This window comes from Mycolicibacter sinensis, assembly GCF_001667945.1.
GTDB classification, from domain to species: Bacteria; Actinomycetota; Actinomycetes; order Mycobacteriales; family Mycobacteriaceae; genus Mycobacterium; species Mycobacterium sinense_B.
The window spans coordinates 104,793-127,363 of sequence record NZ_LZJK01000083.1; the positions used below are offsets into that span (position 1 = coordinate 104,793).

The 22,571-nt window shown below is 69.5% G+C and carries 11 protein-coding genes; 3 read left to right on the plus strand and 8 right to left on the minus strand.

All coding sequences use genetic code 11. The features are described 5' to 3' along the window. Nucleotide 1 precedes the first annotated feature (1 nt). From A5694_RS11935 to A5694_RS11970, 8 genes are read right to left on the minus strand one after another with little or no spacing between them, the layout of a single operon-like run. Nucleotides 2-517: a hypothetical protein gene (locus A5694_RS11935; RefSeq protein ID WP_082952633.1), complete on the minus strand. Its 516-nt coding sequence runs from the start codon at nucleotides 515-517 to the stop codon at nucleotides 2-4. A 38-nt stretch (nucleotides 518-555) separates the two neighbouring features. Further along, nucleotides 556-786 (minus strand): MbtH family protein, encoded by a 231-nt coding sequence (locus A5694_RS11940; protein ID WP_064922044.1) that lies wholly within the window; start codon nucleotides 784-786, stop codon nucleotides 556-558. Beyond that, complete coding sequence (gene mbtG / locus A5694_RS11945) at nucleotides 783-2,126, minus strand: NADPH-dependent L-lysine N(6)-monooxygenase MbtG (protein WP_234786390.1); 1,344 nt, start codon at nucleotides 2,124-2,126, stop codon at nucleotides 783-785. Before mbtG ends, A5694_RS11940 begins: the two co-directional genes overlap by 4 nt. Beyond that, nucleotides 2,123-6,508, minus strand: coding sequence for a non-ribosomal peptide synthetase (locus A5694_RS11950; RefSeq protein WP_234787917.1), 4,386 nt, complete (start codon nucleotides 6,506-6,508; stop codon nucleotides 2,123-2,125). Before A5694_RS11950 ends, mbtG begins: the two co-directional genes overlap by 4 nt. After that, nucleotides 6,505-12,987, minus strand: a complete 6,483-nt coding sequence (locus tag A5694_RS11955) for a non-ribosomal peptide synthetase (RefSeq protein ID WP_064922046.1) — start codon at nucleotides 12,985-12,987, stop codon at nucleotides 6,505-6,507. Before A5694_RS11955 ends, A5694_RS11950 begins: the two co-directional genes overlap by 4 nt. Further along, nucleotides 12,980-15,919 (minus strand): SDR family NAD(P)-dependent oxidoreductase, encoded by a 2,940-nt coding sequence (locus A5694_RS11960; RefSeq protein ID WP_064922047.1) that lies wholly within the window; start codon nucleotides 15,917-15,919, stop codon nucleotides 12,980-12,982. Before A5694_RS11960 ends, A5694_RS11955 begins: the two co-directional genes overlap by 8 nt. After that, nucleotides 15,913-17,235: a polyketide synthase gene (locus tag A5694_RS11965; RefSeq protein WP_064922048.1), complete on the minus strand. Its 1,323-nt coding sequence runs from the start codon at nucleotides 17,233-17,235 to the stop codon at nucleotides 15,913-15,915. Before A5694_RS11965 ends, A5694_RS11960 begins: the two co-directional genes overlap by 7 nt. Next, complete coding sequence (locus A5694_RS11970; RefSeq protein WP_064922049.1) at nucleotides 17,228-17,974, minus strand: thioesterase II family protein; 747 nt, start codon at nucleotides 17,972-17,974, stop codon at nucleotides 17,228-17,230. Before A5694_RS11970 ends, A5694_RS11965 begins: the two co-directional genes overlap by 8 nt. 139 nt (nucleotides 17,975-18,113) lie before the next feature. On the opposite strand from A5694_RS11970, the gene A5694_RS11975 reads away from it, so the two are divergent. The 3 genes from A5694_RS11975 (at nucleotide 18,114) to A5694_RS11985 (ending at nucleotide 21,991) form a co-directional block, all read left to right on the plus strand. Further along, nucleotides 18,114-19,355 (plus strand): MFS transporter, encoded by a 1,242-nt coding sequence (locus tag A5694_RS11975; protein WP_064922050.1) that lies wholly within the window; start codon nucleotides 18,114-18,116, stop codon nucleotides 19,353-19,355. Between the two features lie 106 nt (nucleotides 19,356-19,461). Then, nucleotides 19,462-19,833, plus strand: coding sequence for a nuclear transport factor 2 family protein (locus A5694_RS11980; RefSeq protein WP_064922051.1), 372 nt, complete (start codon nucleotides 19,462-19,464; stop codon nucleotides 19,831-19,833). A 232-nt stretch (nucleotides 19,834-20,065) separates the two neighbouring features. Next, entirely contained in the window at nucleotides 20,066-21,991 is a 1,926-nt protein-coding gene (locus tag A5694_RS11985) for a DUF2075 domain-containing protein (protein WP_082952634.1), read from the plus strand. Nucleotides 21,992-22,571 lie beyond the last annotated feature (580 nt).

A 22,571-nucleotide genomic window follows, 5' to 3' on the forward strand; every position in this document is an offset into this window, starting at 1 on the left:
CTCAGCCCTGGGCCAGTTGCTGGAACAGCTGCATCGCGGAATCGTGCGACAGAACCCAGCTGCCCTGGTCGACCAGCTGCAGCGGCACGGTCTTCGGGGCCGGCATCTTGGGACCGGTGACGGTGACGTTGGCCAGCGCCTTGCCGTCGCCTGTCGGCACGACGTTGAGCACGTCGAAGTTGTAGGGCAACGCCCCGTCGCGGTAGGCCTTGCGCAGCTCGTGGTCCAGGCCGTGCCCCTCCTGCTGGGTGATGCCGTTCTCGACCAGGTCGCCCTTCTCCTTGTAGCCGATCCCGGCGTCGCTGAGCCGGGTGAGCATGCCGGACACCTCATCGGTGGTGGGCAGCGGCGCTCCCTGGGCGGGGGGTGCGGGCGGAGCCGGGGCCGGCTCCAGCGGAATCGGTGCGCCCGCGACAACATCCTGGGGTGCGGCCGGCTCCGCCGACGCGATGGTCGCCGAACTCATCCCGATCGCGGCCAGCGCCGCGGCGCCGGTCAGGAGAAGTCTTCCAGTCACAGTTCCACCCCTGTCGCACGACGGTTACCGCGCACAGATTACCCCTGTTCGGCCGCCATGGCATCACGAAGGCTCTTGGGACGCAGGTCGTTCCAGTGCTGTTCGACGTAGTCCAGGCAGGCCGCGCGGGCGGCGCCCTGTTCACCTCCGTAGACCACCCGCCACCCGGCGGGCACATCGGCGAAGGTCGGCCAGAGGCTGTACTGGTCCTCGTCGTTGACCAGCACGTAGAAGGTGCCGTTGTCGTCGTCAAAGGGGTTGGTGCTCATCGACTCTCCTCGTTCTTCAGGGCGCGGCCAGACGCGAAAGCACCCTCGGCGGGCGCCGAAAGCGGGCGTTCACCGGGGTTACCTCCCGCTTGCCGGGGACTGCTCGTCGGGATGTGGCTACCCAGAATCCGGTCGGACAGCAGGCCCAGGCAGCTCAGGTTCGGAAAACCCGGCCCCTGGGTCAGCCCGGCCAGATTGGGCAGGAACAGCTTCGGGGTGACGCCGGCGACGGCCAGGTCGTGACCGATCGCCTCGGCCAGCCGGTCGCCGGACAGCGGGCCACCCAGCCCCAGCTCCAGCAGATCCAGGGTGTCCTGACCGAACAGCGAGACGAACCACAGCGGGTCGGCACCGGAGCCGTCGATGACAAGGTCGAAACCGTGCACGGTCTCGAAGTTCTCACCGCCGCGGTTCGTGCTCAGCGTCAAGCGGATTCGGCCGTCACGGGCAACCGCGTGCGCGACCCGGCCGCGTAGATGCCGGATCCGGTCGTCGGCCAGCAGCGCGTCCTGCACGCGCGCCGAGAACACCCCGCGGTCGGTGCGGGCCAGCGCATCGCGGCGCTCCGACAGGGTCAGCGCGGTCCAGTCGGTCGGGTCGGAGAACAGCGTGTTCTCGAAGAACCCTTCCCCGCGGGTGAACAGCGTCACCTGCGGCGAGATCACCGTGATCGTCGAAACCCGGTGCCGGAACAACTCGTTGAGCATCGACGCGGCGGTCTCGCCGCCACCGATGACGGCGACGCGCTCGGCGCTGATCCGGTCGGCCGCGGCCCGGTGCCAGAACTGGGCGATCGAGAGCACCAGTGGGTTGCCGGGCAAGATCGACTTCTCCGCCTGGCCGGGGCCGGTGATCATCACCGCGTCAGCGGCCACTTCGGTCTCGCGGGTATGCAACAACCAGCCGGCGCCGTCGACCGACAGCCGGTCCACCCCGCCGGGGATCACGTTGAGCCGCACCGCCTCGGCCACCCAGCGCAGATACTGACTCCACCGCAGGTGGGTAGGGGCCGGCCGGCCGCGGTCCACCCACTCGGCGAACTGGCCGGTGGCGATCAGATAGGCCTGCCAGCTGTAGCGCGTCATCCGCTCGTCGATCTCGGCGTTGCGGCCGGCCACCACCGCGGAGCGGTAGGGGAAGCCGACGTCCTTCTCCGGGCTGGTGCCCAGCCGGTGCGCGCCGTCGGTCCAGCCCCCGGTCGCCCGCCAGTTGGCGGCCACCTCGGTGCGTTCGACGGCGACCACTTCGGGTGCGTCGACACCCATTTCGCGTAGCACCGCAGCCTTGGCGGCCACCGCCACCGCCTTGGCGCCCGCGCCCACCACCGCCAGCGTGCTCATCGCAGCTCCTCCACCAGATCGCCCAGCGCCTCGACGAAGAGTTCTTGCAGCTCGCTCAGCTCCCCGGCGGCGAGGATGTCGGGCAGCGCCCGCCACTGTGTCATCAACGCCGGACCCGACCCGAGGTCGGCCACCGCGGCGAAGATGCTCAGCTCGTTGCGCACCGCCTGCTCGGGTTCGGGCACCGACGGCAGTGCGGCGATCAGATCGGGTGCCACGGCCGGCCCGTCGCCGGCCCGGTCGACGCGCCCGAGGTAATTCAGCAGCACCTGGGGCCCGGGTGCGGCGCCCAGTTGGGCGGCGGTGTCGGCGCGCAGGTAGGCCAACAGGCCGAAATCGATTCCGCTGCCGGGGATCTGCGCCAGCGCGTGTGCGACGCCGGCCGGGTCGGCCTGGGGTACCCGTAGCGGGTAGATCGCGGTCAGCAGCCCGGTGATGTCGGCCGTGTCAACGTCGGGAATGACGTCTTCGGCGCGTCCGTGGGTCTCCAGGGCAAGCAGTGGCGCCGCACCGTCTTGCCCGCGCCGGTTGCGCCAGGCGGTGATCATCCGTGCCGTCGCCGCCACCAGTAGGTCATGCATCGGCACCTGCGACGCCAACAGCGCAGCGGTGATCTCCGCGTCGGCGACGGCCACCGATACCGTCAGATCACCGGCGCGGTCCACGTCGGGACGAACCCGTCGAGCGCCCAGCTGCGGGTCGTCGCCGGCCAGTTGGGCAGCCCAGTACGGCACGGTGTCCAGCGCGTGCGCGCGCTCGGTGAGGGCGGTGGCCCAGCGCCGGTAGCCGCTGCGTTCCGGAAGCGGGTCGGCGCCCGCCAGCGCGGCGTGCAGCTCCCCCAGGATCACCTGCCACGACACTGGATCCAGGGCCAGCACATGCCCGCACAGCAACAGCACCCCGGCTCCGGTCGGCGGGCGAAGCCACAGCGCACGCAGCAGCACGCCGGCGTGTGGGTCCAGGCTCGCCAGCAACCGGGTGCCGTGCTCGGTGACCGCCGCCAGATCATCAGCCTCGACGGCGATCTCGGTCAGGACGTCGACGGGTTCGATCGGGTGCAACAGCAGCGTGGCCGGGTCGAGGCGCGCGTGCAGCACCGGGTGTGCGCCGACGATCGCGGCCAGCGCAGCGCGCACCCGTTCTGGTTCGGTATCGGCCGGAAGGCGAACCGCTTCGACTTGTCCGAGCCGGCGCGGGCTGCCGAACTGGTAGAGCCAGCGGCCAGCCGGCAGCAGCGGGATCGGCCCGGTGTCAGCGGCGCATTCGACGGCCTGTTCGGCGTGGGCGGCTTCGGTGTCCAGCGCCGCGGCCAGATCCCGAATTGTGGTGCAGGTCAGTGCCGTCCGCGGACGCATGAGCAGCCCGCGCCGGCGTGCCGCGCGCACCATCGACAGCGCGACGATGCTGTCGAGCCCCACGTCACGTAGATCGGTCTCGACGCCGGGGAACGCGTCCGCCAGACCTCCGGTGTCGCCGAAGACCTCGGCCAGGATCTCCACCAAGGCCCGCTCGGTTTCGGTGGCCGGCTCCTCGCCGCCGCCGACGACGGGCCCGGCCAGGGCGACCAGCGCCTCGGCATCGAGCTTGCCGTTGGGGGTCAACGGCATCGACTCCACGACGGTGATGCGGGCCGGCACCAGGTAGGCCGGCAGCCGGCCGCCGATCTCGGCGCGGACCCGGGCGACATCGACATCGACACCGGTGACGAACCCGGCCAATTGGGTTCCGGTCGGCCCCTGAACGGGCAGGACCGCAGCGGCGGTCACGCCGGTCGCCGCGGCCAGCGCGGTCTCGACTTCCGCGATCTCGACCCGGTAGCCGCGCACCTTGACCTGATCGTCGGCGCGGCCCAGATAGATCAACCGGCCGTCGGCGCGGCGCCGGACCAGGTCCCCGGTGCGATACATCCGGCCGCCGGCGGCAAAGGGGTCGGCGATGTAGCGGGCCGCAGTCGCACCGGCGCGCCCCAGATAGCCGCGGGTGACCTGCGCACCGGCCAGATACAGTTCGCCGGCCACCCCGTCAGGCACCTCGCGCAGCCCGGAGTCGAGCACGTGAGCGGTCATGCCCCGCACCGCTTCTCCGATCACCGGCACGTCGGTGTCGGCGACGTCGGCGACGACGGCTTCCACGGTGGTCTCGGTGGGCCCGTAGCAGTTGTGCACGGCCACCGCCGCCGACACCGACCGCAGCTTCGTCCAGGTGTGCGGGGCGATGGCTTCTCCGCCGAGCGCCAGCACGCTGAGCCGGTGGGCGGCGTGCGCGTCGAGCAGGCCGGCGTCGAACAGCTGGGTGAACATCGACGGTGAGGTGTCGATCATGTCCAGCCGGTGCCGGCGGATGCCCTCAATGATCGCCTCGGCGTCGCGCATCTCCTCGGCCGAGAACAGGTGCACGCTGTGCCCGCCTAACAGGCCGACCAGCGGCTGCCAGCTGGCGTCGAAGCTCAGCGACCAGGCGTGCGCAATGCGCAATGCCCGGCCTAGCCGGGCCACCGCGGGTGCGTACATGCGCTGCTGGTGGTCGGCGAAGTACGACGCGAGTGCCCGGTGGGTGCCGACGACCCCCTTGGGTTCTCCGGTGGAGCCGGAGGTGAAGATGACGTAGGCGGCGCAGTCGGGGTGGATCGCCGTCGGGGTCGGGCAGTGCTCGGCCGCGCCGGAACGTAATTCGGCCAGCAGCTCAGGGGTCAGGGTCAGTTTCGGATCGGCTTGGCGCAGAATGGATTCGATCCGGGCTTCCGGCAGGCTGATATCGATCGGGACGTAGGCTGCGCCGGCCTGCAACACCGCCAGGATCGCGATGACCGAATCCAGTGAGCGCGGCAGGGCGATCGCGACCCGGTCCTCCGGGCCGATCCCCCGTCCGGCCAAAGCCCGTGCCACCCGGGCCGTTTCGCTGGACAGTTCGGCGTAGGTCAGCGTGCGGTTCTCGCCGGTGAGCGCCGGGTGGTCGCCGTGGGCGGCGGCCGCAGCGGCGAACAGTTCGGGCACCGCTACCGCAGGCGCACGCCCCGGTTCGGCCCGGCGGGCCTGCTCGGCGGGCAACAGCACCTCCAGGTCGGCGATGCGGGGCCGCGCCGGGTCGACCAGCTGACGCAGCAGCTGCAGCAGCCGCCGGCCCAGGTCGACGACCGGCAGCTCTCCCAGCGCTTCGGGAACCGTCTCGAGCAGCACGGTGAGCCGGCCGTCGCGGGGTGGGTAGCTCACCACGGTCAGCGGGTAGTGGGTGAGGCTTTCCACCGTGACCGGGATGAACCGCACGCCGTCGGGGGCGGTAACCCCGGCGGCCGCCGCACCGATCGGGGCGTTCTCGAACACCAGCAGGGTATCGAAGACCGCGTTGGTGTTGGCCCGCTGCACCGTGGACAGGCTCACGTAGCCCAGATCACGCATGGCCGCGCTATCCCGTTGCAAGGCTTGGCAGCTCGCGATCACCTCGGCGCGCGGCGGCAGTGACACGACCACCGGGACGGTGTTGATGAACAGGCCGACCATGGATTCAACGCCGGTGAGCTGCTGGGGCCGACCGGAGACGACCGCCCCGAACGCCACCTCGGTGCGATCGGTGAGCCGGCTCAGCAGCACCGCCCAGGCGAACTGCAGCACGGTGTTCAGCGTCAGCCCGTGCCGCCGGGCCCAGTCGGTGAGCCGCGCGGTGTCATCGGGGTTCAGGGCCACCTCGTGGGTCTGCGGTAGGACGCTGCCCAGTTGGGCGCGTTCGCTGTCGGCCAGGATGGTCGGGGCGCTGAGCGGGGCCAGGTAGTCGCGCCAGGCGGCGACGGCTTTATCGGTGTCCTGGTTGGCCAGCCAGCCGATGTAGTCCCGGTAGGGCCGCGGCGGGGGCAGCGGGTCGACGCCACCGGCCCGGTAGATCGCCACCAGTTCGTCGAAGAACACCGCCATCGACCAGCCGTCGAGCAGCAGGTGGTGCACGGTCAGGATCAGCCGATGCCGGTCGGCGGCGGAGCGGGCCAGCACGAAGCGCAGCAGCGGGCCGCGGGCCAGGTCGAAGTTGGTGGTGCGTTCGGTGTGTGCGATCTGTTCGAATTCACTTGGTGCAGCGTCGATCTCCCGCCACGGAAGGTTGGCCCGTGCCGGGATGATCTGCACCGGGTGCGGCAGGTCGACATCCCAGAACGACGCCCGCAGGTTGGCGTGCCGGGCCAGCATCGCCTCGGCGCTGCGGCGCAGCAGCCCGGCGTCGACGGCGCCGACGATGTCGATGACGAACTGCACGGTGTAGACGTCGACCCCGTCGTCGACTGGCAACCCATCGGTGGCGAGCTTGGCCAGCGAGAACAGCCCCTGCTGCAGCGGGGACAGGGCCAGCACGTCCTCGACGGATTGCGCAGTGCTGCGCTGTGTTGTGGCCTCGGTCACGGCGAATCGCCCCATGCCGCAGTCAGGTCGGCCAGTTCCTCACCGCTGAGACCCGAGACGCTCATCGGTGCGAACGCCGTGTCGTCGGGGCCGCTGTCGCCGGCGACCCGCATGTCGGCGGCGGCGGCAAGGTCGGCGAACGTGGGGTGCTCGAAGATCATCCGCGGGTCGATGTCCAGTCCGGCCGCTCGCGCCCGGGCGGCCAACTGCACCGAGAGAATGCTGTCGCCGCCGAGTTCGAAGAAGCCGTCGCTGCGCCCGATCCGCTCGACGCCCAGCAACTCAGCGCAGATGCCGACCAGGGTCTGTTCGGTGGCGGTGACCGGCGGGTCGGCTTCGCCACGGGTGGCCACCGCCGGCTGCGGCAGCGCCGGCCGGTTCAGCTTCCCGGAGTCGGTCAGCGGCATCGTCTCCAGCACCGTCAGCGAGGACGGCACCATGTAGCCGGGCAGTGCCGCGGCCACCGCGGCGCGCACCGCCGCGATGAACTCCGCCGCGTCGGCGATCGGACCGTCGGGGACCACATAGCCGGCCAACGTGGTGCTGCCCCGCTGTTCCCAGGTACGGGCGGCCGCCGCCGCCACCCCGGGGGCACCCCGCAGCGCCGCCTCCACCTCGGCCAGCTCCACCCGGAAGCCGCGGACCTTGACCTGATGGTCGGTGCGGCCAACGAATTCGAGTACTCCGTCGCTGCTCCAGCGGGCGCGGTCGCCGCTGCGGTAGAGCCGGTCACCGGGATTGAACGGATTGGCGACGAACCGGGTTGCGGTCAGCCCGGGACGTTTCCAGTACCCCTGTACGATCTGCGGTCCCGCGTAGTAGACCTCGCCGACCACGCCCGGCGGCACCGGCTGCAGCGTGTCGTCGAGCAGGTAGGCCTGCGAGCCGGGCGTGGGCCGGCCCAGTTTCGGGGTGGGCGGCGCCAGTTCGCCGCGCACCACCGCACCGGAGGTCTCGGTGGCTCCGAAGTTGTTGAGCAGCTGAGCTTTCGGATCCAGCACCGCACCGAGCCGGGCCAGCAGGTCCGCCGAGACCGGTTCACCGCTGCACACCAGGCGCCGCAGGCCGGCCACGGCCTGGGGCGCGGAGTCCACCAGCACCGAGATCAGGCTGGCCACCGCCGTCACTTGAGCCACCCGTTCATCCACGATGAGACGGGCCAGCGCCTCGGGGTCACGGAACTCGTTGTCGTCGGCCAGGATCATGGTGGCCCCGGCGGCCAACCCGGCCAGCAGCTCCATGCCACCCTCCAGGAACGTCATCGATGACTGGGCCAGCCGGATGTCCTCGCCGGGCACCGGGTAGTGGGCGAGTTGCCAGTTCAGCCGGGCACTCATCGACCGGTGGGTGCCCACGACGCCTTTGGGCACACCGGTCGAGCCGGAGGTGAACACCAGATACATCGGGTCGTCCGGGTGCGGCACCGGAAGGTCCACTCCGGGAGCGTCTTTCGACAGTTCCGCCTGCACGTCGGCGTCGTCGAGGCACACCAGCGTCACGCCGTCCGGGGCCGGCATGGCCTCACGCGTCGTCGCGCTGACCACGACCACCTTCGGTGCGACGTCTTCGACCATGAACTCCAGGCGCGCACGTGGATAGCTGGGGTCCAGTGGGAAGTAGCCGGCACCGGCCTTCATGATGCCGACCAGCGCTACCGCCAGGTCGAGGTCGCGTCGCACCGACAGGCCCACCAGCGTTCCGGGCCGCACGCCGGCTGCGATCAGCAGGGCGGCCAGCTGGTCTGAGCGGCGGTGCAGCTGCGGGTAGGTCAACTCGGCACCGGCGCAGCGCACCGCGACTCCGTCGAAGCTGCGGCTTGGGGCCAGCACCTCGGCGATGGTCCGCGGGTCGTCCGCGGGAGCCTCGGCGCCGCGGCTCCACTGGTGCAGGATCCGCTCGCGCTGCTCATCGTCGACCAGGCTGATCTCGCGCAGGGTCTGCTCCGGTGCGCCGGCCATCGCCGCCAGCACCCGTCCCAACCAGTCGGCCAGGCGCTGCACGGTGGCGCGCTCGTAGAGGTCGGTGCGGTAGATCAGGTGACCGTCATAGCGGGGGCCGTCGGCGGGGTCGTCGGTGGCGAACAGGTTCACCGACAAGTCGGCGTGCGCGATGTCGAACGTCGGCATCACGGTGCGGAACACCAGCTCACCCGCGGCACTGCTGTCCACCACGTGGCTGACCTCGGCGGCGTCGCGCACGTGCACCACCACCTGGAACAGCGGGTTGCGCGACAGCGTCCGGACCGGGTTGAGCGCCTCCACCAGCCGGTCGAACGGCAGGTCGGCGTGGGCGTAGGCGCCCAGGGCGGCTTCCCGCGCCCGCAGCACCACCTCGCGCAGGGTCGGGTTGCCCGACAATCGGTTTCGCAGCACCACGATGTTGACGAAGAACCCGACCAGGTTGTCCAGGGCGTTGTCGTTGCGGCCGGCGACCGGTACCCCGAGCGGAATGTCGTCGCCGCTGCCGGCCAGGTGCATCAGCACCGCGACTGCGGCCTGCACCACCATGAACTCGGTGGCACCGGTCTCGCGGGCCAGCGCCGCCAGCCCGGCCCGCACCTGCGGCGTGACGGTGAACGCGACGGAGTCACCGGAGCCGTTGACGGTGGCCGGGCGCGGGAAGTCCGGCCGGGGGCCGGTGTCGTCGGCCAGGTCGGCCAGTTCTTCGATCCAGTAGCGGCGCTGCGCGTCGATCAGCCCCGACTCGTCCCGCAGCAGCTCGCCTTGCCAGTGCGCGAAGTCCGCATACTGCAATGCCGGTGGCGCCCACGAGGGTTCGGCGCCGGCGGCGCGGGCCCGGTAGGCGATCAGCAGGTCGGTGAAGAGCACCTCCACCGACCAATGGTCGGCGGCGATGTGGTGCACCACCAGCGAGAGCACCCGCTCGTCGCCGGGCAGGTGAAGCAGCGCCGCCCGGATCGGCCAGTCGCGCTCCAGGTCGAAGCCCGCGCCGCGCTGCTCGTCGAGCCGCGCCCGGGTCCACTGCGCTACCTCCTCCGGATCGGTTGCCGGGCAGTGCAGTTCGGTCACCGGCACGGAAACGGGTGGGTTGATGATCTGATGAGGCAGCCCGTCGATCTCGCAGAAGGTGGTGCGCAGGCTGTCGTGGCGGGCCACCACATCGTTGAGCGCGGCGGTCAAGGCAGCGGTATCGCAGGGGCCGGTGAGTCGGGCTGTCAGGGGGATGTTGTCGCCGGTGGCGTCCGGGTCCAGCCGGTAGGCGAACCAGGTACGCAGCTGCGACGCCGAGACCGGAAGCGGACCCGATCGTGGCACCGCGACCAGCGGCGGGCGGCCCGGCCCGTTCTCACCGGCCCGGGCCCGCTCGATCGCGGCGGCCAGCCGGGCCACCGTGCTGGCCTCGAAGATGTCGCGGATCCCGATCTCCGCGCCGCAACGGGCGCGGATCGCCGCCACCAGTTTGGTGGCCAGCAACGAGTGGCCACCGAGGTCGAAGAACGAGTCGTCGGCACCGACCCGCTCGCGGCCCAGCAGTTGCGAGAACAGTTGCGCCACCGTGTGTTCGGTGTTGGTCTCGGGTTCCCGGTATGCGGCGGTCTCGATCGGCTGGGGGTCGGGCAGGGCGGCACGGTCGATCTTGCCGTGGGTGGTGATCGGGATGTCGTCGACCACCACGTAGGCGGCCGGGGCCATGTATTCGGGTAGCGCGGCGGCGACCCGGGCCCGGATCCGGGGGATCTCCACCTCCGTGTCTCCGGCGGGCGTCAGGTAGGCGACCAGGCTGCGGCCGAGCGCGGGCAGGTCGGAGACGACGACCACGCACTGTCCGACGCTGGGGTCCACCGAGATGGCCGCGGCCACCTCGCCGAGTTCGATGCGGAAGCCGCGGACCTTGACCTGGTCGTCGGCGCGGCCGATGAATTCCAGGTCGCCGGCGGCGTTGCGGCGGGCCAGGTCACCGGTGCGGTACATCCGCTGCCCGACGGCCCACGGGTCGGCGACGAAGCGTTCCGCGGTCAGGCTGGGCCGGTCGAAGTAGCCGCGGGCCAGATGTGTTCCGCCGATGTAGATCTCACCGATCACCCCGACCGGCACCGGTTGTAGCGCGTCGTCGAGCAACCGGATGGTGGTGTTGATGTTGGGGCTGCCGATCGGCACGATCCGGTTGCCCTGGGCGCCTTCCACCTTGTAGCGGCTGGAGTTGACCACAGTCTCGGTGGGCCCGTAGAAGTTGTGCAGCAGGGCGTCGAAGGTGGCATGGAACTTGTCGGCCAGCTCACCGGGCAACGGTTCGCCGCCGATCGGGATGCGTCGCAGGCTGCGCCACTGGTTGACCCCGGGCAGCGACAGGAACAGCCCGAGCAGCGAGGGCACGAAGTGCATGGCGGTCACGCCTTCGCGCTGCAGCAGGTCGGTCAGGTAGCCGATGTCGCGCAACCCGTCCGGGCGTGGAATGACCAGCCGGGCACCGTTGCCCAGGGTGCCGAACAGTTCACCGATGGAGACGTCGAAGCTCGGCGAGGCGACCTGCAGCAGCACGTCGGTGTCGTCGATGCGGTACTCCTGGCCGAACCACATCAGGTATTCGGCGATCGGGGCGTGGGCTACCTCCACGCCCTTGGGCAGCCCGGTCGAACCCGAGGTGTAGATCAGGTAGGCCAGATTATCCGGCCGCAGCGGGCGTACCCGGTCGGTATCGGTCGGATCGGTGTCGGGCCGGCCGGCCAGCTCCTCTTGCGTGAGCGGTTCGCGGATGACCAGGGCTGCCCGGGCGTCACCGAGAATGAATTCGATGCGCTCGGGTGGGTATTCGGGGTCGACGGGTACATAGGCGGCGCCGGCCTTGGCGATGCCCAGTGCGGTGACCACCAGGTCGACCGAGCGGCCCAGCAGCACGGCAACTTTGTCCTCGGTGCCGATCCCGGCCGCGATCAGGTGGTGGGCGATCCGGTTGGCGCGGGCGTTGATCTCGGCGTAGCTGTAACGGCTGTGATCGTCGACGACGGCGACGGCATCCGGGGTCAGCGCCGCCCGGTCGGCGACCAGCGAGCCCAGCGTGGTCGGGGTAGCGGCGAAGTCCGGTCCGCGCGAGGCCGCATCCAGCCAGGAGCGGTCCGCTTCGCCGAGCATGTCCAACTCGCTGATGAAAGCCTGGTGGTCGGCGACGGCGGCGGCCAGCAGCTGCACCAGGTGTCGTAGCAGTTGGTCGACCAGTGCCTCGTCGAGCACGTCGTGCAGATACTCGGCTTCGATCAGCGCCCCGTCGTCACCGGCCTCTAGCATGATGCCCAGCGGCAGTTGGGCGATCTTGCCGCGGTAATCTGCTCGGCTGCAATCAATTCCGCGCGGATGGAAGCCCTGCCCATCGCCGGCCCGGAAGCCGAAGCTGAGCCGGGTGAGGCGTTCCACCCCCCCGTTGCGCCGGTCCGGGTTGAGTTCGCGGACCACTCGATCGAGGTTGATGCCCTGGTGGGCGAACGCCCCCAGCGCGGTGTCACGCGTGCGCGCCAGCAGATCGCTGAACCGGTCAGCGGCATTGATCTTCGCGCGCAGCACCACGGTGTTGCCGAAGTAGCCGATCGCGTCCTCGGTGCCAGCGGTGCGGTTGAGAACCGGTGAGGCGATGAGGAAGTCGTCGGTCGCGGTGTAGCGGAAAATCAGCGCTGATAGCGCTGCGGCGACCACCATATAGGCGGTGGCGCCGTTGTTGCGTGCCAACTCGGTGATGCCGTCCATCAACTCGACGGGAACCACCCGGGTGCACAATCCGGCCCGCAACGAGTGCGGCACCGCCGAGCCGCGCGGTCCGGGGAGTTCCAGCGGGTCGGGCGGCTCGGCCAGCAGCGTGCGCCAGTAGTTCAGGTCGGCTTCGTGATCGGCGCCGGCCGGTGGGGCGACGACGCGGACGGGCCCAAGCGCGGCGAAAGCGTCGGGGGTGGCCTCGGCCTCATAGGCTTCAGTCAAGTCGGCGAAGAAGATCGCCCAGGAGGCGTCGTCCCAGGCGATGTGGTGGGCCACCAGCAACAGGATGTGTTCGTCCGGCCCGATCCGGATCAGCGTGAGTCGCAGCGGGGCATCGGATTCCAGCCGGAACGGGGTGGCGAACTCGCGCTGGGCCAGCACCTCCAGCCTCAGCGCCCGCGCTTGTTCGGCGAGGTCGGTGAGGTCGTGTTCGGTGAATCCGGGTGTGACGTTGCCGGTCACCGGCCGGGGTTCGCCGGCGTCGTCGACGGCATAGGTGGTGCGTAGCACCGGGTGTCGGGCGGCCACCGCGGCCAGGGCAGTCCGCAGCCGGGCGGGATCGAGCGGACCGGTCAGCCGGTAGGAGACCGAGATGTTGGCGACGGTCCCGTCGGGGTCGAGCGCCTGGACGAACCACATGCGGCGCTGCCCGTCGGTCATCACGGGCTCGGCAGATTCGGTGGCCGACTCGGTTGCGGACAGCCCCCGTTCGGCGAGCCGGCGGCGCAGCAACTGCAGCCGCAGCTCGTCGGCCGATTGGTCGACGGTGTCAGTCATGGGTGAACACTGTCCTTTCGCATCGCCCGGCCGGCGCTGTGTCGTCATGCAGCGTCGCCGTCAGTTGGGCGCCGGTCATTCCGGCCAGTAGCGGCCCGAGCGCTACCCGCCGGCCGGTCGCCCGGCCCAGTCGCTTGCGCAGGTCCAGGGCGAGCAGGGAGTCCAGGCCGAGGTCGACCAGCGCCCGGTGCATGTCGATGTCGTCGGGCCGGTCCAGGCCGAGCACCGTCGCCAGTTCGGTGGCCACCACCTCACTGACCGGGCGGTCGGCACTCGCATCCGCCGATGCGGCGGTTGGTGGTTCGGCGAACGGGGGCGGCACCCCCTGGCTGTCGAAGAACACCGCCAGCCGGTCGAAGTCGGCGGCCAGGATCGCCGGGTCGTTCGGCGCGGCCAGCAGTCCGGCGGTGATCGCCGCCTCGGGCGGCATCGGTGTCAGGCCGGTCCTGGCGATCCGGTTCTTCTCTTCACCGCCGACTACCGCAACGTTCTGCCACAGTCCCCAGCGGATCGAGTTGGCGTTCAGGCCGTCGGCCCGCAGCCGCTGTGCCAGGGTGTCGGCCATCCGGTTGGCCGCCGCATACAGGCCGTGGCCCGACCCGCCCCACAGGGCCAGCACCGAGGAGCAGACCAGCACGTGCACGTCGGCGTACCGCGGCCACCGCCGTACCAGGTTGTCCAGTCCGATCACTTTGGCGCCGAGGGCGTCTCGAACGGCGCTGCCGGTGATCTGCTCGGTGGCGACCGCCTCCGCCGATGCGGTGTGCACGATGAGCCCCGCCGGCGCCGGGTCGTGCTCGTCGATCAGCGCCGTCAGCGCCGCATCGTCGGTGATATCGCACCGGAAGGTGCTGATGCGTGCGCCGGTGCGCGCGCGCAGCGCATCCAACCGGGCCGCACCGGCATCAGCGGCCCCGCTGCGACTGAGCAGGACGATGTCGCGGGCGCCGCGTTCGGCGCAGAACGCCGCGAACGCCATTCCGATGGCCCCGGTGCCGCCGCTGATCACGACGGTCTCGGGGATCGCGGGCACACCTGGCGCGACGGGAGATTCGACCAACCGCCGCACCGAAAGCCGTCCGGCGCGCACCGCGACCTCGGTGTCGGTCAGGGTCAGTGCGGCGATCGCGGCCCGCAGATCGGCGGCGGTGGGTTGGGCCGGCAGGTCCAGGTGGGCGAAGGTCTGGTCGGGGTAGCCGAATCCGGTGCTGCGGTGCAGTGCCGCCAGTGCGGCCGCCCCGGGTCGCGGCGGCGGATCCGTGTCGAGTCGTTCGGCGCCGCGGGTGATCAGCCACACCCGTCGGCACGTCGGCCCGGGCGCCGGCGATGTCTGTGCGGCCGCGTGCGCAGCGAACGTCCTTGCCGCCTCGGCGATCTCGGGATCGTCGGCGGGCGGGGCGATCAGCACCAGCAGGTCGGCGTCCGCTGGGTCGGCCACACCGGCGACCAAACCGGCCGCGAGCTGCGCGGCCAGTTCTGCCGACGCCCCGGTGTAGTCGATGACGGCTACCCCGGCCGGCCGACCGGTGGGTTCTTCGACCGGTGCCCACCGTTCAGTCATGACGACCGGCTGCCGGTCGGGCTGCGCGGACGGCGCGGCGCCGGCCCACAGCCTGGTGGTGTGCATCGGCGCGTGCGGGAAATGCCGCAGCGGTGCGCCTGCGTCGGGGGCGGCGAAGTCCCGCCAGCGGTAGCCGGGATCGGCGATCGCCGCGGCGGCGATGTTGGCCGCCAGCGCCTCATCGCCCGGGTGATCGCGGTCGGTGCTGCCCAGCACCTGCGCGGTATCGGCGATGTCGGCCAGCGGCACGAGCAGGGTGGGGTGCGCCGACATCTCGATAAACGTGGTGACGCCGCGCGCCACTGCGGCGGCGGTGGCCAGATCGAACCGGACCTGCTGCCGCAGATTGTCGAACCAGTACTGCCGGAACGTCTTGCCCGACGGGATCGGGCCGCCATACACCGAGCCGATGAATTCGACTGGGGCGCTGTGGAATTTCGCCTCGGGAAGCTGCGCGATCATGCGGTCACGCAGCGGTTCCAGGACGCTGGTGTGAGCGGGGTAGCGCACCGCCAGCTCCCGGGCGAACACCCCGCGACGGTCGGCGCGTTCCAGGATCTGCTGCACCGCAGCCCATTCCCCGGAGACGACCACCGATGCCGGGCCGTTGACCACCGACAGCTCCAGCCAGCCGGGGGTTCCGGCGATGAACTCGGTGGCGGCCTCGGCACCCAGGGCGATCATCGCCATGCCGAATCGCCCCGGGGCATTGTCGGTGAGCAAATCGGTCAACTCCGCCCGCGCGATCACCACCGCCACCGCGGCGTCGAGATCCACCACGCCGGCGGTATAGGCGGCCGCGAGCTCCCCCAGGCTGTGGCCGATGGTGATGTCGGGCAGCACGCCGAAATGCCGCCAGGTGGCGGCCAGTGCCGCGGCGTGAGTGAACTGCGCGGCCTGCACCACCACCGGGTCCGGATCGTCGGCGCCGCGCAGATAGGTCAACGGCGAGGCATGATCGGCGCGGCGGAAAGCCTCCTCGCAGCGGTCCGCCTCGGCGCGATAGGCCGCGATGCGCAAAAGGTCGGCACCCATGCCGGGCCACTGGTTGCCCTGCCCGGGGAACACGAAGGCGGTGCGGGCGGCCTCCTGCTGATGGGAGCGGGCGACCAGCGGGTGTTCGGCGTCGTGGTAGACCGCCTCGAGGCCGCTGATGAGCTCGCCGGCGTCGCGGGCCCGGATCACGGCGCGGTACCGGCGGATCGGGCGGGTGGCCCGCAGCGTCCGGGCCACCGCCCCGACCGTGGCCTGCCGGGTGTGCAGGTAGCGTGCCAGCGCTGCGGCTTCGGTCTGGACCAGGTCGCGGGCGTGCGCTGAGATCAGAACGGGGATGCGGCCGTCGGGCAAGGCGGTCGGGTGGGTGCTCAGCATGGCGCCGCCTCGGCAGCGTCCACCGCGACGATCACGTGCGCATTGGTTCCGCTCATCCCGAACGCCGAGACCGAGCCGATTCGGCGCCCGTCGCGCGCTGGCCAGGCGCTGATGGTTTCGGCCAGGGTGATTCCCGCGCCGTCCCAGTCGATGCCGTCGTGCCACCCGTCGTGCACGTGCAGGGTGGGCGGGATCAGCTGGTGTTCGGCGGCCAGCAGCACTTTGGTCAGGCCGAGTGCACCGGCAGCGGCCTGGGTGTGCCCGATGTTGGATTTCACCGAGCCGAGCCGCGGGCCGGTGCCCGGCTCGGTGTCGGCGCCGTAGACGTGGATCAGCGACCGCAGTTCGACGGGGTCGCCGACCCGGGTGCCGGTGCCATGGCCCTCGATCATGCCGACCTGACCGGGCTGCACGTCCGCGTCGGCCAGCGCGTGCCGGAACAGTCGCTGCTGGGCCTGCTCGCTGGGGGTGAGCAGGCCGGTGGTGTGACCGTCCTGGTTGAGCCGACTGGCCAGGATTTCGCCGTAGATGTGCCGGCCGTCCCGCAAAGCCGCTGACTTACGCTGCAGCACAAAGATTCCGGCGCCTTCGGCCCACACCGTTCCGGTGGCCGCGGCGCTGTACGGCCGGCAATGCCCGTCGTCGGAGAGCGCGTGCTGCTTGGAGAACTCGACGAAGAATCCGGGCGAGCCCATCACGCACACGCCGCCGGCGAGCGCCATGTCGGCGTCACCGGTGCGAATCGCCTGGACGGCCAGGTGCAGCGCCGAGAGCGCCGACGAACACGAGGTGTCGACGGTGATCGCCGGACCGGCCAGCCCGAGGGTGTAGGCGACGCGACCGGAGATCACCGATAACGCGGTGCCGGGCAGTAGGTGACCGCTGTGGGCGGAGAACTGCGCCATGTCCGGGCCGTAGCCGGTGACCGACGCGCCGAGGTAGACCCCGACGTCGTGGCCGTTGAGTTCGTCGGGGTTGATGCCGGCGTCCTCGAGGGCGCGCCAGGCCACCCGCAGCGCGACCCGCTGCTGGGGATCCATCGCGATGGCTTCCCGCGGCGCGATCCCGAAGAAGCCGGGGTCGAATTCGGCGGCGCCGGAAAGGAAGCCACCGGCGTTGCAGATCGGCTTGAAGCCGTCGCGGTGTGATCCGTCGATGAGTTCACGCACCGCCCAATCGCGGTCGTCCGGGATGGCGCTCAGCGCTTCGCGACCGTCGGCCAGCAGCGCCCAGTACTGCTCGGCGGTGTCGATTCCGCCGGGCGCCTCGACACCAAGCCCGACGATAACGACCGGGTCCTCGCGCCGATCAGTCATCGGCGATGATCCGCTTCGCCAGGGTGTCGATGTGCTCGTAGTGGTAGAAGTGCCCACCGTCGTACAGCGACACCGTGCACGCGCCGGTGGTGTGGTCGGCCCAGCCCTCCAACAGGTCGGTGCCGACGCGGTCGTCGGCGCGGCCGCCCAACACGTTGATGTCGGCGCGGATGGTCGCCTCGGGTGCGCAGTGGTAGCGGTTGAACGCCTGATAGTCCGAGCGCACCGGAGTCAACAGCAGCGCGAGGAATTCCTCGTCGGCCAGGATGCGCGGGTCGGTGCCGCCCAGCTGGGCGAGTTCGGCGCGCAGGTCGGCATCACCGGTGGGCACCTTGCGCAGGCCGGAAATCACGCCGGGGGCAGGCGCGGCAGACGCCCATAGGCGCTGGATCTCGATACCGCGCGCTTCGGCGATCCGGGCGAACTCGAACGCGACGATCGAGCCCATGCTGTGCCCGAACAGCCGCAGCGGCCCGACCTGGTGCCAGGGCGCGGCGTCGAACAGGCTGCGGGCCAGCTCCGGCAGGGTCTCAGCGGCCGGCTCGCGGAACCGGTCGGCACGCTGCGGATACTGCATGACGTAGGTGTCGGCGCCAGCGGCCAGGGCCAGCGCCAGCGGGCGGTAGTTGACCGCCGTTCCGCCGGCGTGTGGGAACAGCAGTGTCGCGGCGCCCGGGCCGGGAAAGCGGCCGATCCAGGACGGGAACTGCGCAACCGCCGAGGTGTCGTCGACGGCCATCCGGTCCCCTCGCATGTGTTAGTAAAGGCTGCCCTAATTTCCCGGGCTAGATTACCCCGATCGGGGGCACGCCGGAAATCCGGGCGGCAACTGTTCGGCCACCTCCCCGCCGGGGTGCTCAACTACGCTGACCGCCAGGATGCGTGACCAGCACCCGGCCGTACCCGGATCGATCAGCACCGCGCGGCGGTGGTGGTTGCTCACTGTCGGGTTGATCGCCACGTTATCCGCCACGGTCTTCATCAACGGGATCGCGTTTCTGATCCCGGCGCTTGACGCCGAACGCGGCATCAGCTTGGCCGAGGCCGGCTTCTTGTCATCGATGCCCAGCCTGGGCACGGTGTTGACCCTGATCGGCTGGGGCTATCTGACTGATCGGGTCGGCGAGCGGTTGGTGTTGACGCTGGGGTTGGGCTTGACCGGCAGCGCGGCATTGGCGGCGGCGCTGGTGCCGACCTCGATCATGTTCGAGGCGCCCTGCCTGTTCGCCGGGGGCATGGCCGCCGCGAGCGCCAACACCGCCAGTGGCCGGCTGGTGACCGGCTGGTTCCCGCCGGACCAGCGGGGCCTGGCGATGGGTATCCGCCAGACCGCGCAGCCGCTGGGTATCGCGTTGGCGGCCTTGGTCTTGCCCCAGCTCGGCGAACGCGACTTCTCGGTGGCGCTGTTCTTCCCGGCGGCGGTATGCGCGGCATCGGCGGTGATCAGTGCCGTGAGTGTGAAAGACCCGCCGCGGCGCTCGCCGAAAACCGCTCCAGCCGCCGAGTTGCTCAACCCCTATCGGGGAAACAGCACGCTGTGGCGGATCCATTTGGCGTCGGCGCTGCTGATGGTGCCCCAGACGGTGGTGCTGACCTTCATGTTGGTGTGGTTGATCGAGGACCACCATTGGTCAGTGGGGTCGGCTGGTGTGTTGGTGAGCACCTCACAGCTGTTGGGCGCGGTGGGCCGCATCGGAGCCGGTCGCTGGTCGGACCGCGTCGGGTCACGGATGGGACCGATCAGGCTGATCGCGGTCGGCGCCGCGCTGGTCATGGTTGCGCTGGCGATCAGTGACCGGCTCGACTCAGTGTTGGCGGTGCCGTTGATGGTCGTCGCGGCGGTGATCACGGTCCTGGACAACGGATTGGCGTTCACCGCCATCCCGGAGATCGCCGGTCCGTACTGGAGCGGACGGGCGATGGGCGCCCAGAACACCACCCAGCGACTGACGTCGGGAGTCGGACCGCCGGTGTTCGGTGAGGTCATCGACGTGTCCGGATACCCGCTGGCGTTTGCACTCTGCGGGATGGCCGCGCTGGCGGCGTTGCCGGTGGTGCCGCGCGATGTGCGGTCGGCGGAGTCGGCCGATGCTTCCTCTGATGGGCCTAACGGGCGCTGACAATGATGCATTGGCGGCGATTCCCCCGCAGCGTATGGACCCGCGCGGTGCTGTCCCTGATTTGATAGTGCGCACGTCCAATCGTCCAGACGATGGAGAGCCTGCCATGGATGTCCGCGCGGTGATCGATACCTACCTGCGTGCCTGGACGACCCGGGATCCCGACCTCATCGTCACGATCTTCACCCACGACGCGACCTACCACGAGCGGGTGCTGGAGGCACCGATTCGCACCCGGGCCGGGATCTGGGCGTACTGGCAGAGCAAGGTCGTCGAGGGGCAGGCCAACATCGAGGCCCGGTTGCTCAACCTCTACACCGCCACCGACGGCATCACGGTGATCGCCGAGTGGGAGGCGATGTTCGACGACTGCGTCCAAGGGCAGCGCAAGCGGATGCGGGAGGTCGCGATCCTGGAGTTCGAGGGTGAGCGGATTGCGAGCCTGCGGGAGTACTGGGCCTCGGAGATCGTTGGCTGAGGGCTGAATAACCGGTCCTGCTCACGGTTTCCGAAGGCGCGTCGACGGAGATTGGCCCCGCAATGGCGGTGGATCGAGGACACCTGGCCTAGCATGACTGCTGCGGTCCGACGGACTTCCCCGGCTCCTCCCAGCCGGCACGGATATGTCCCCACCCGCACGAATGTATTCGTGCTGCCCTGGGGAACTCGACGTGACACTCATCCGGACAACCGCGGATCGTCTTATCGGGATGGCACCCGAATCGCTGGTTGAGCAATTGCTGGAGCAGATGCTGTACCGCACTGGCCGCCGAGCGGCGCCCGCAGAGCAGTCCTCGTGGAAGAGGAGTCTGCCGGTACTGGCCGCCGATCTCGCCGACGCCGGGCTTGGCGACGTCGAAATGCTGGTCGAGTACCACCTCCCCTTGACTTCGCAGCGAGCCGATGTTGTCCTTGCCGGCACCCACCCGCGGACCGGTGCGGCTTCATACGTCGTCGTCGAATTGAAACAGTGGACATCTGCCTACGCTTTCGAGGGTGATCCGGAAATCGTTGACGTGCCGGGTGCGCCAGGTGGACCGAGGCTGCACCCGGTGATCCAGGTGCGCGGCTACTGTGAGTACCTCCTCGACTTCGCCCGCGTGATCGCTGACCGTCCAGACTCGGTCGCCGGGATGGCTTACCTGCACAACGCGTCAGATCCCGCCCTGGTCAAAGATTTGCTTGCGGTGCCCGTCTCGATGACGGGCCGGTTCTTCACCGCCGGCGACAAGGGGGCCATGGTCGAATTCCTCCGGTCCAGGCTTGCTCCGGGTCCGGGAAGGGCGGCGGCTGATCTGCTGATCAATTCTGCTGTGGCACCGTCCAAACAACTGCTGAAGCTGGCCGCAGCGGAGCTCCGCGACCGACCGCAGTTCCGCTTGATCGGGAACCAACAGCTGGCTGTCGATCTCGTCATGCACGCCGTTGAACACGCGCGTGCCGGCAACACCAAGCGGGTTATCACAGTGACCGGAGGGCCCGGCAGTGGCAAGAGCGTCATAGCGCTGTCTCTCGTCGGCGATCTTGCCCGTCGTGGCCGTACCGTTGTCCATGCGACCGGGTCGCGTTCGTTCACCCAAACCCTTCGGAAAGTCGCCGCCCCAAGAGCACCGAAGATCCGAGCACTGTTCAAGTACTTCAACCAGTTCATGACGGCCGATCAGAACGGCCTGGACGTCCTGATCATGGACGAAGCCCACCGCATTCGGAAAACATCGGTCGATCGCTACACCCGGGCGGAGTTGCGGACAGAACGCCCGCAGATCGATGAACTCATCGCCGCTGCACGGGTTCCAGTCTTCCTCCTCGATGAGCACCAGGTCGTGCGTCCCGGCGAAATGGGGACGCTCACGCAGATCGAGCAATACGCAAGACACCTCGGAATCGAATTCCAGCACATCGCACTCGGTGAACAGTTTCGATGCGGTGGTAGCGAAGAATACGTGCACTGGGTGGTCCGACTGCTCGGCCTCGCTGAGGATTGTCAACCAGCGGCGTGGCCGGGCGATCCGCAGTTCAACGTACTGCTGGCTGAGACTCCCGGGGAGATGGAACACTATCTGGCCACCCAGATGCAAGAGGGCTACACAGCGCGCATGACCGCAGGTTATTGCTGGCCGTGGAGCGACGCCCGCAAGGACGGAACGCTAGTTCCCGACGTCCAGATCGGATCATGGGCACGGCCGTGGAACAGCAAGAGCGACAGGCGCATCGGAGATGCACCACCTAGCGCACTCTGGGCTACCGACGACGGCGGATTCGGCCAGGTCGGCTGCATTTATACCGCTCAAGGGTTCGAGTATGACTGGAACGGCGTTATTCTCGGGCCGGACCTCGTTTGGCGCGACGGTCGATTCGTGTCCGTCCGCAACGCCAATCGGGACCCCGATCTCCGCAATCCGAAGGCCTTGCCTGACAGCCGGTTTGATGTCTTGGTGCGGCATGTGTACAAGGTCTTGCTGACCCGCGGGATGGTCGGCACGGTGATCTACTCGACCGACCGGGAGACGCGGGAGGCGCTACGGTCACTTCTCGGCTCCGATCGAGGGCTCGGGAGCCGCTTTCGCGATGGGCAAGCCCATGAACTGGGCGACGCCGTAACCGATGAACGAGCAACGACTGGGCTGCGGACATAGCGACCTCTTGCAAAACCGCCCATCCGTGGTCATCGTGCGGGTTGTCGGCGGTCGGCCTTATGGTCGATGCGGTCGCCCAAAGGGCAACCGGGTATCGGTAATGACGATCAAAGCCACCAGGACATCACCGGAAATCATGGCTGAGGGACACGACTTGTCGTTGGAACCAGTACGGAAGTGGTGTTTCCACGCCAATCAGCAGACAGTGTGGCGGTCCAGTCGGCCGGACTGGAAATCGCGGGGTCTCATCGAGTTCGTCTTCGAGGATGCCGATCAGGACTACGACGAGTTCCGCAACCCCCTACTAGGCGGACCGGTTCGGCGACATACCCCCCAGCTCGACAGGGAGCAGACGGAGTCAACAGCGGCCTAGGCCGTCAGCCATGCGCGATTTGCTGCTGGATACGCCATTTTTCCGGGCGCTGACGTCAAGCTGACCATCGGGAGTCGGATAGCCGGAAGTTGTCAGACCCCACTGCAATGATGAAGCCATGTCCTCGAACGCACCATCCGGCACCAAGACGTTGGGCCCCGCCCAGCGCCTTGACGTGCTATTCGAGGAACTCGCGGAGTTGACCGG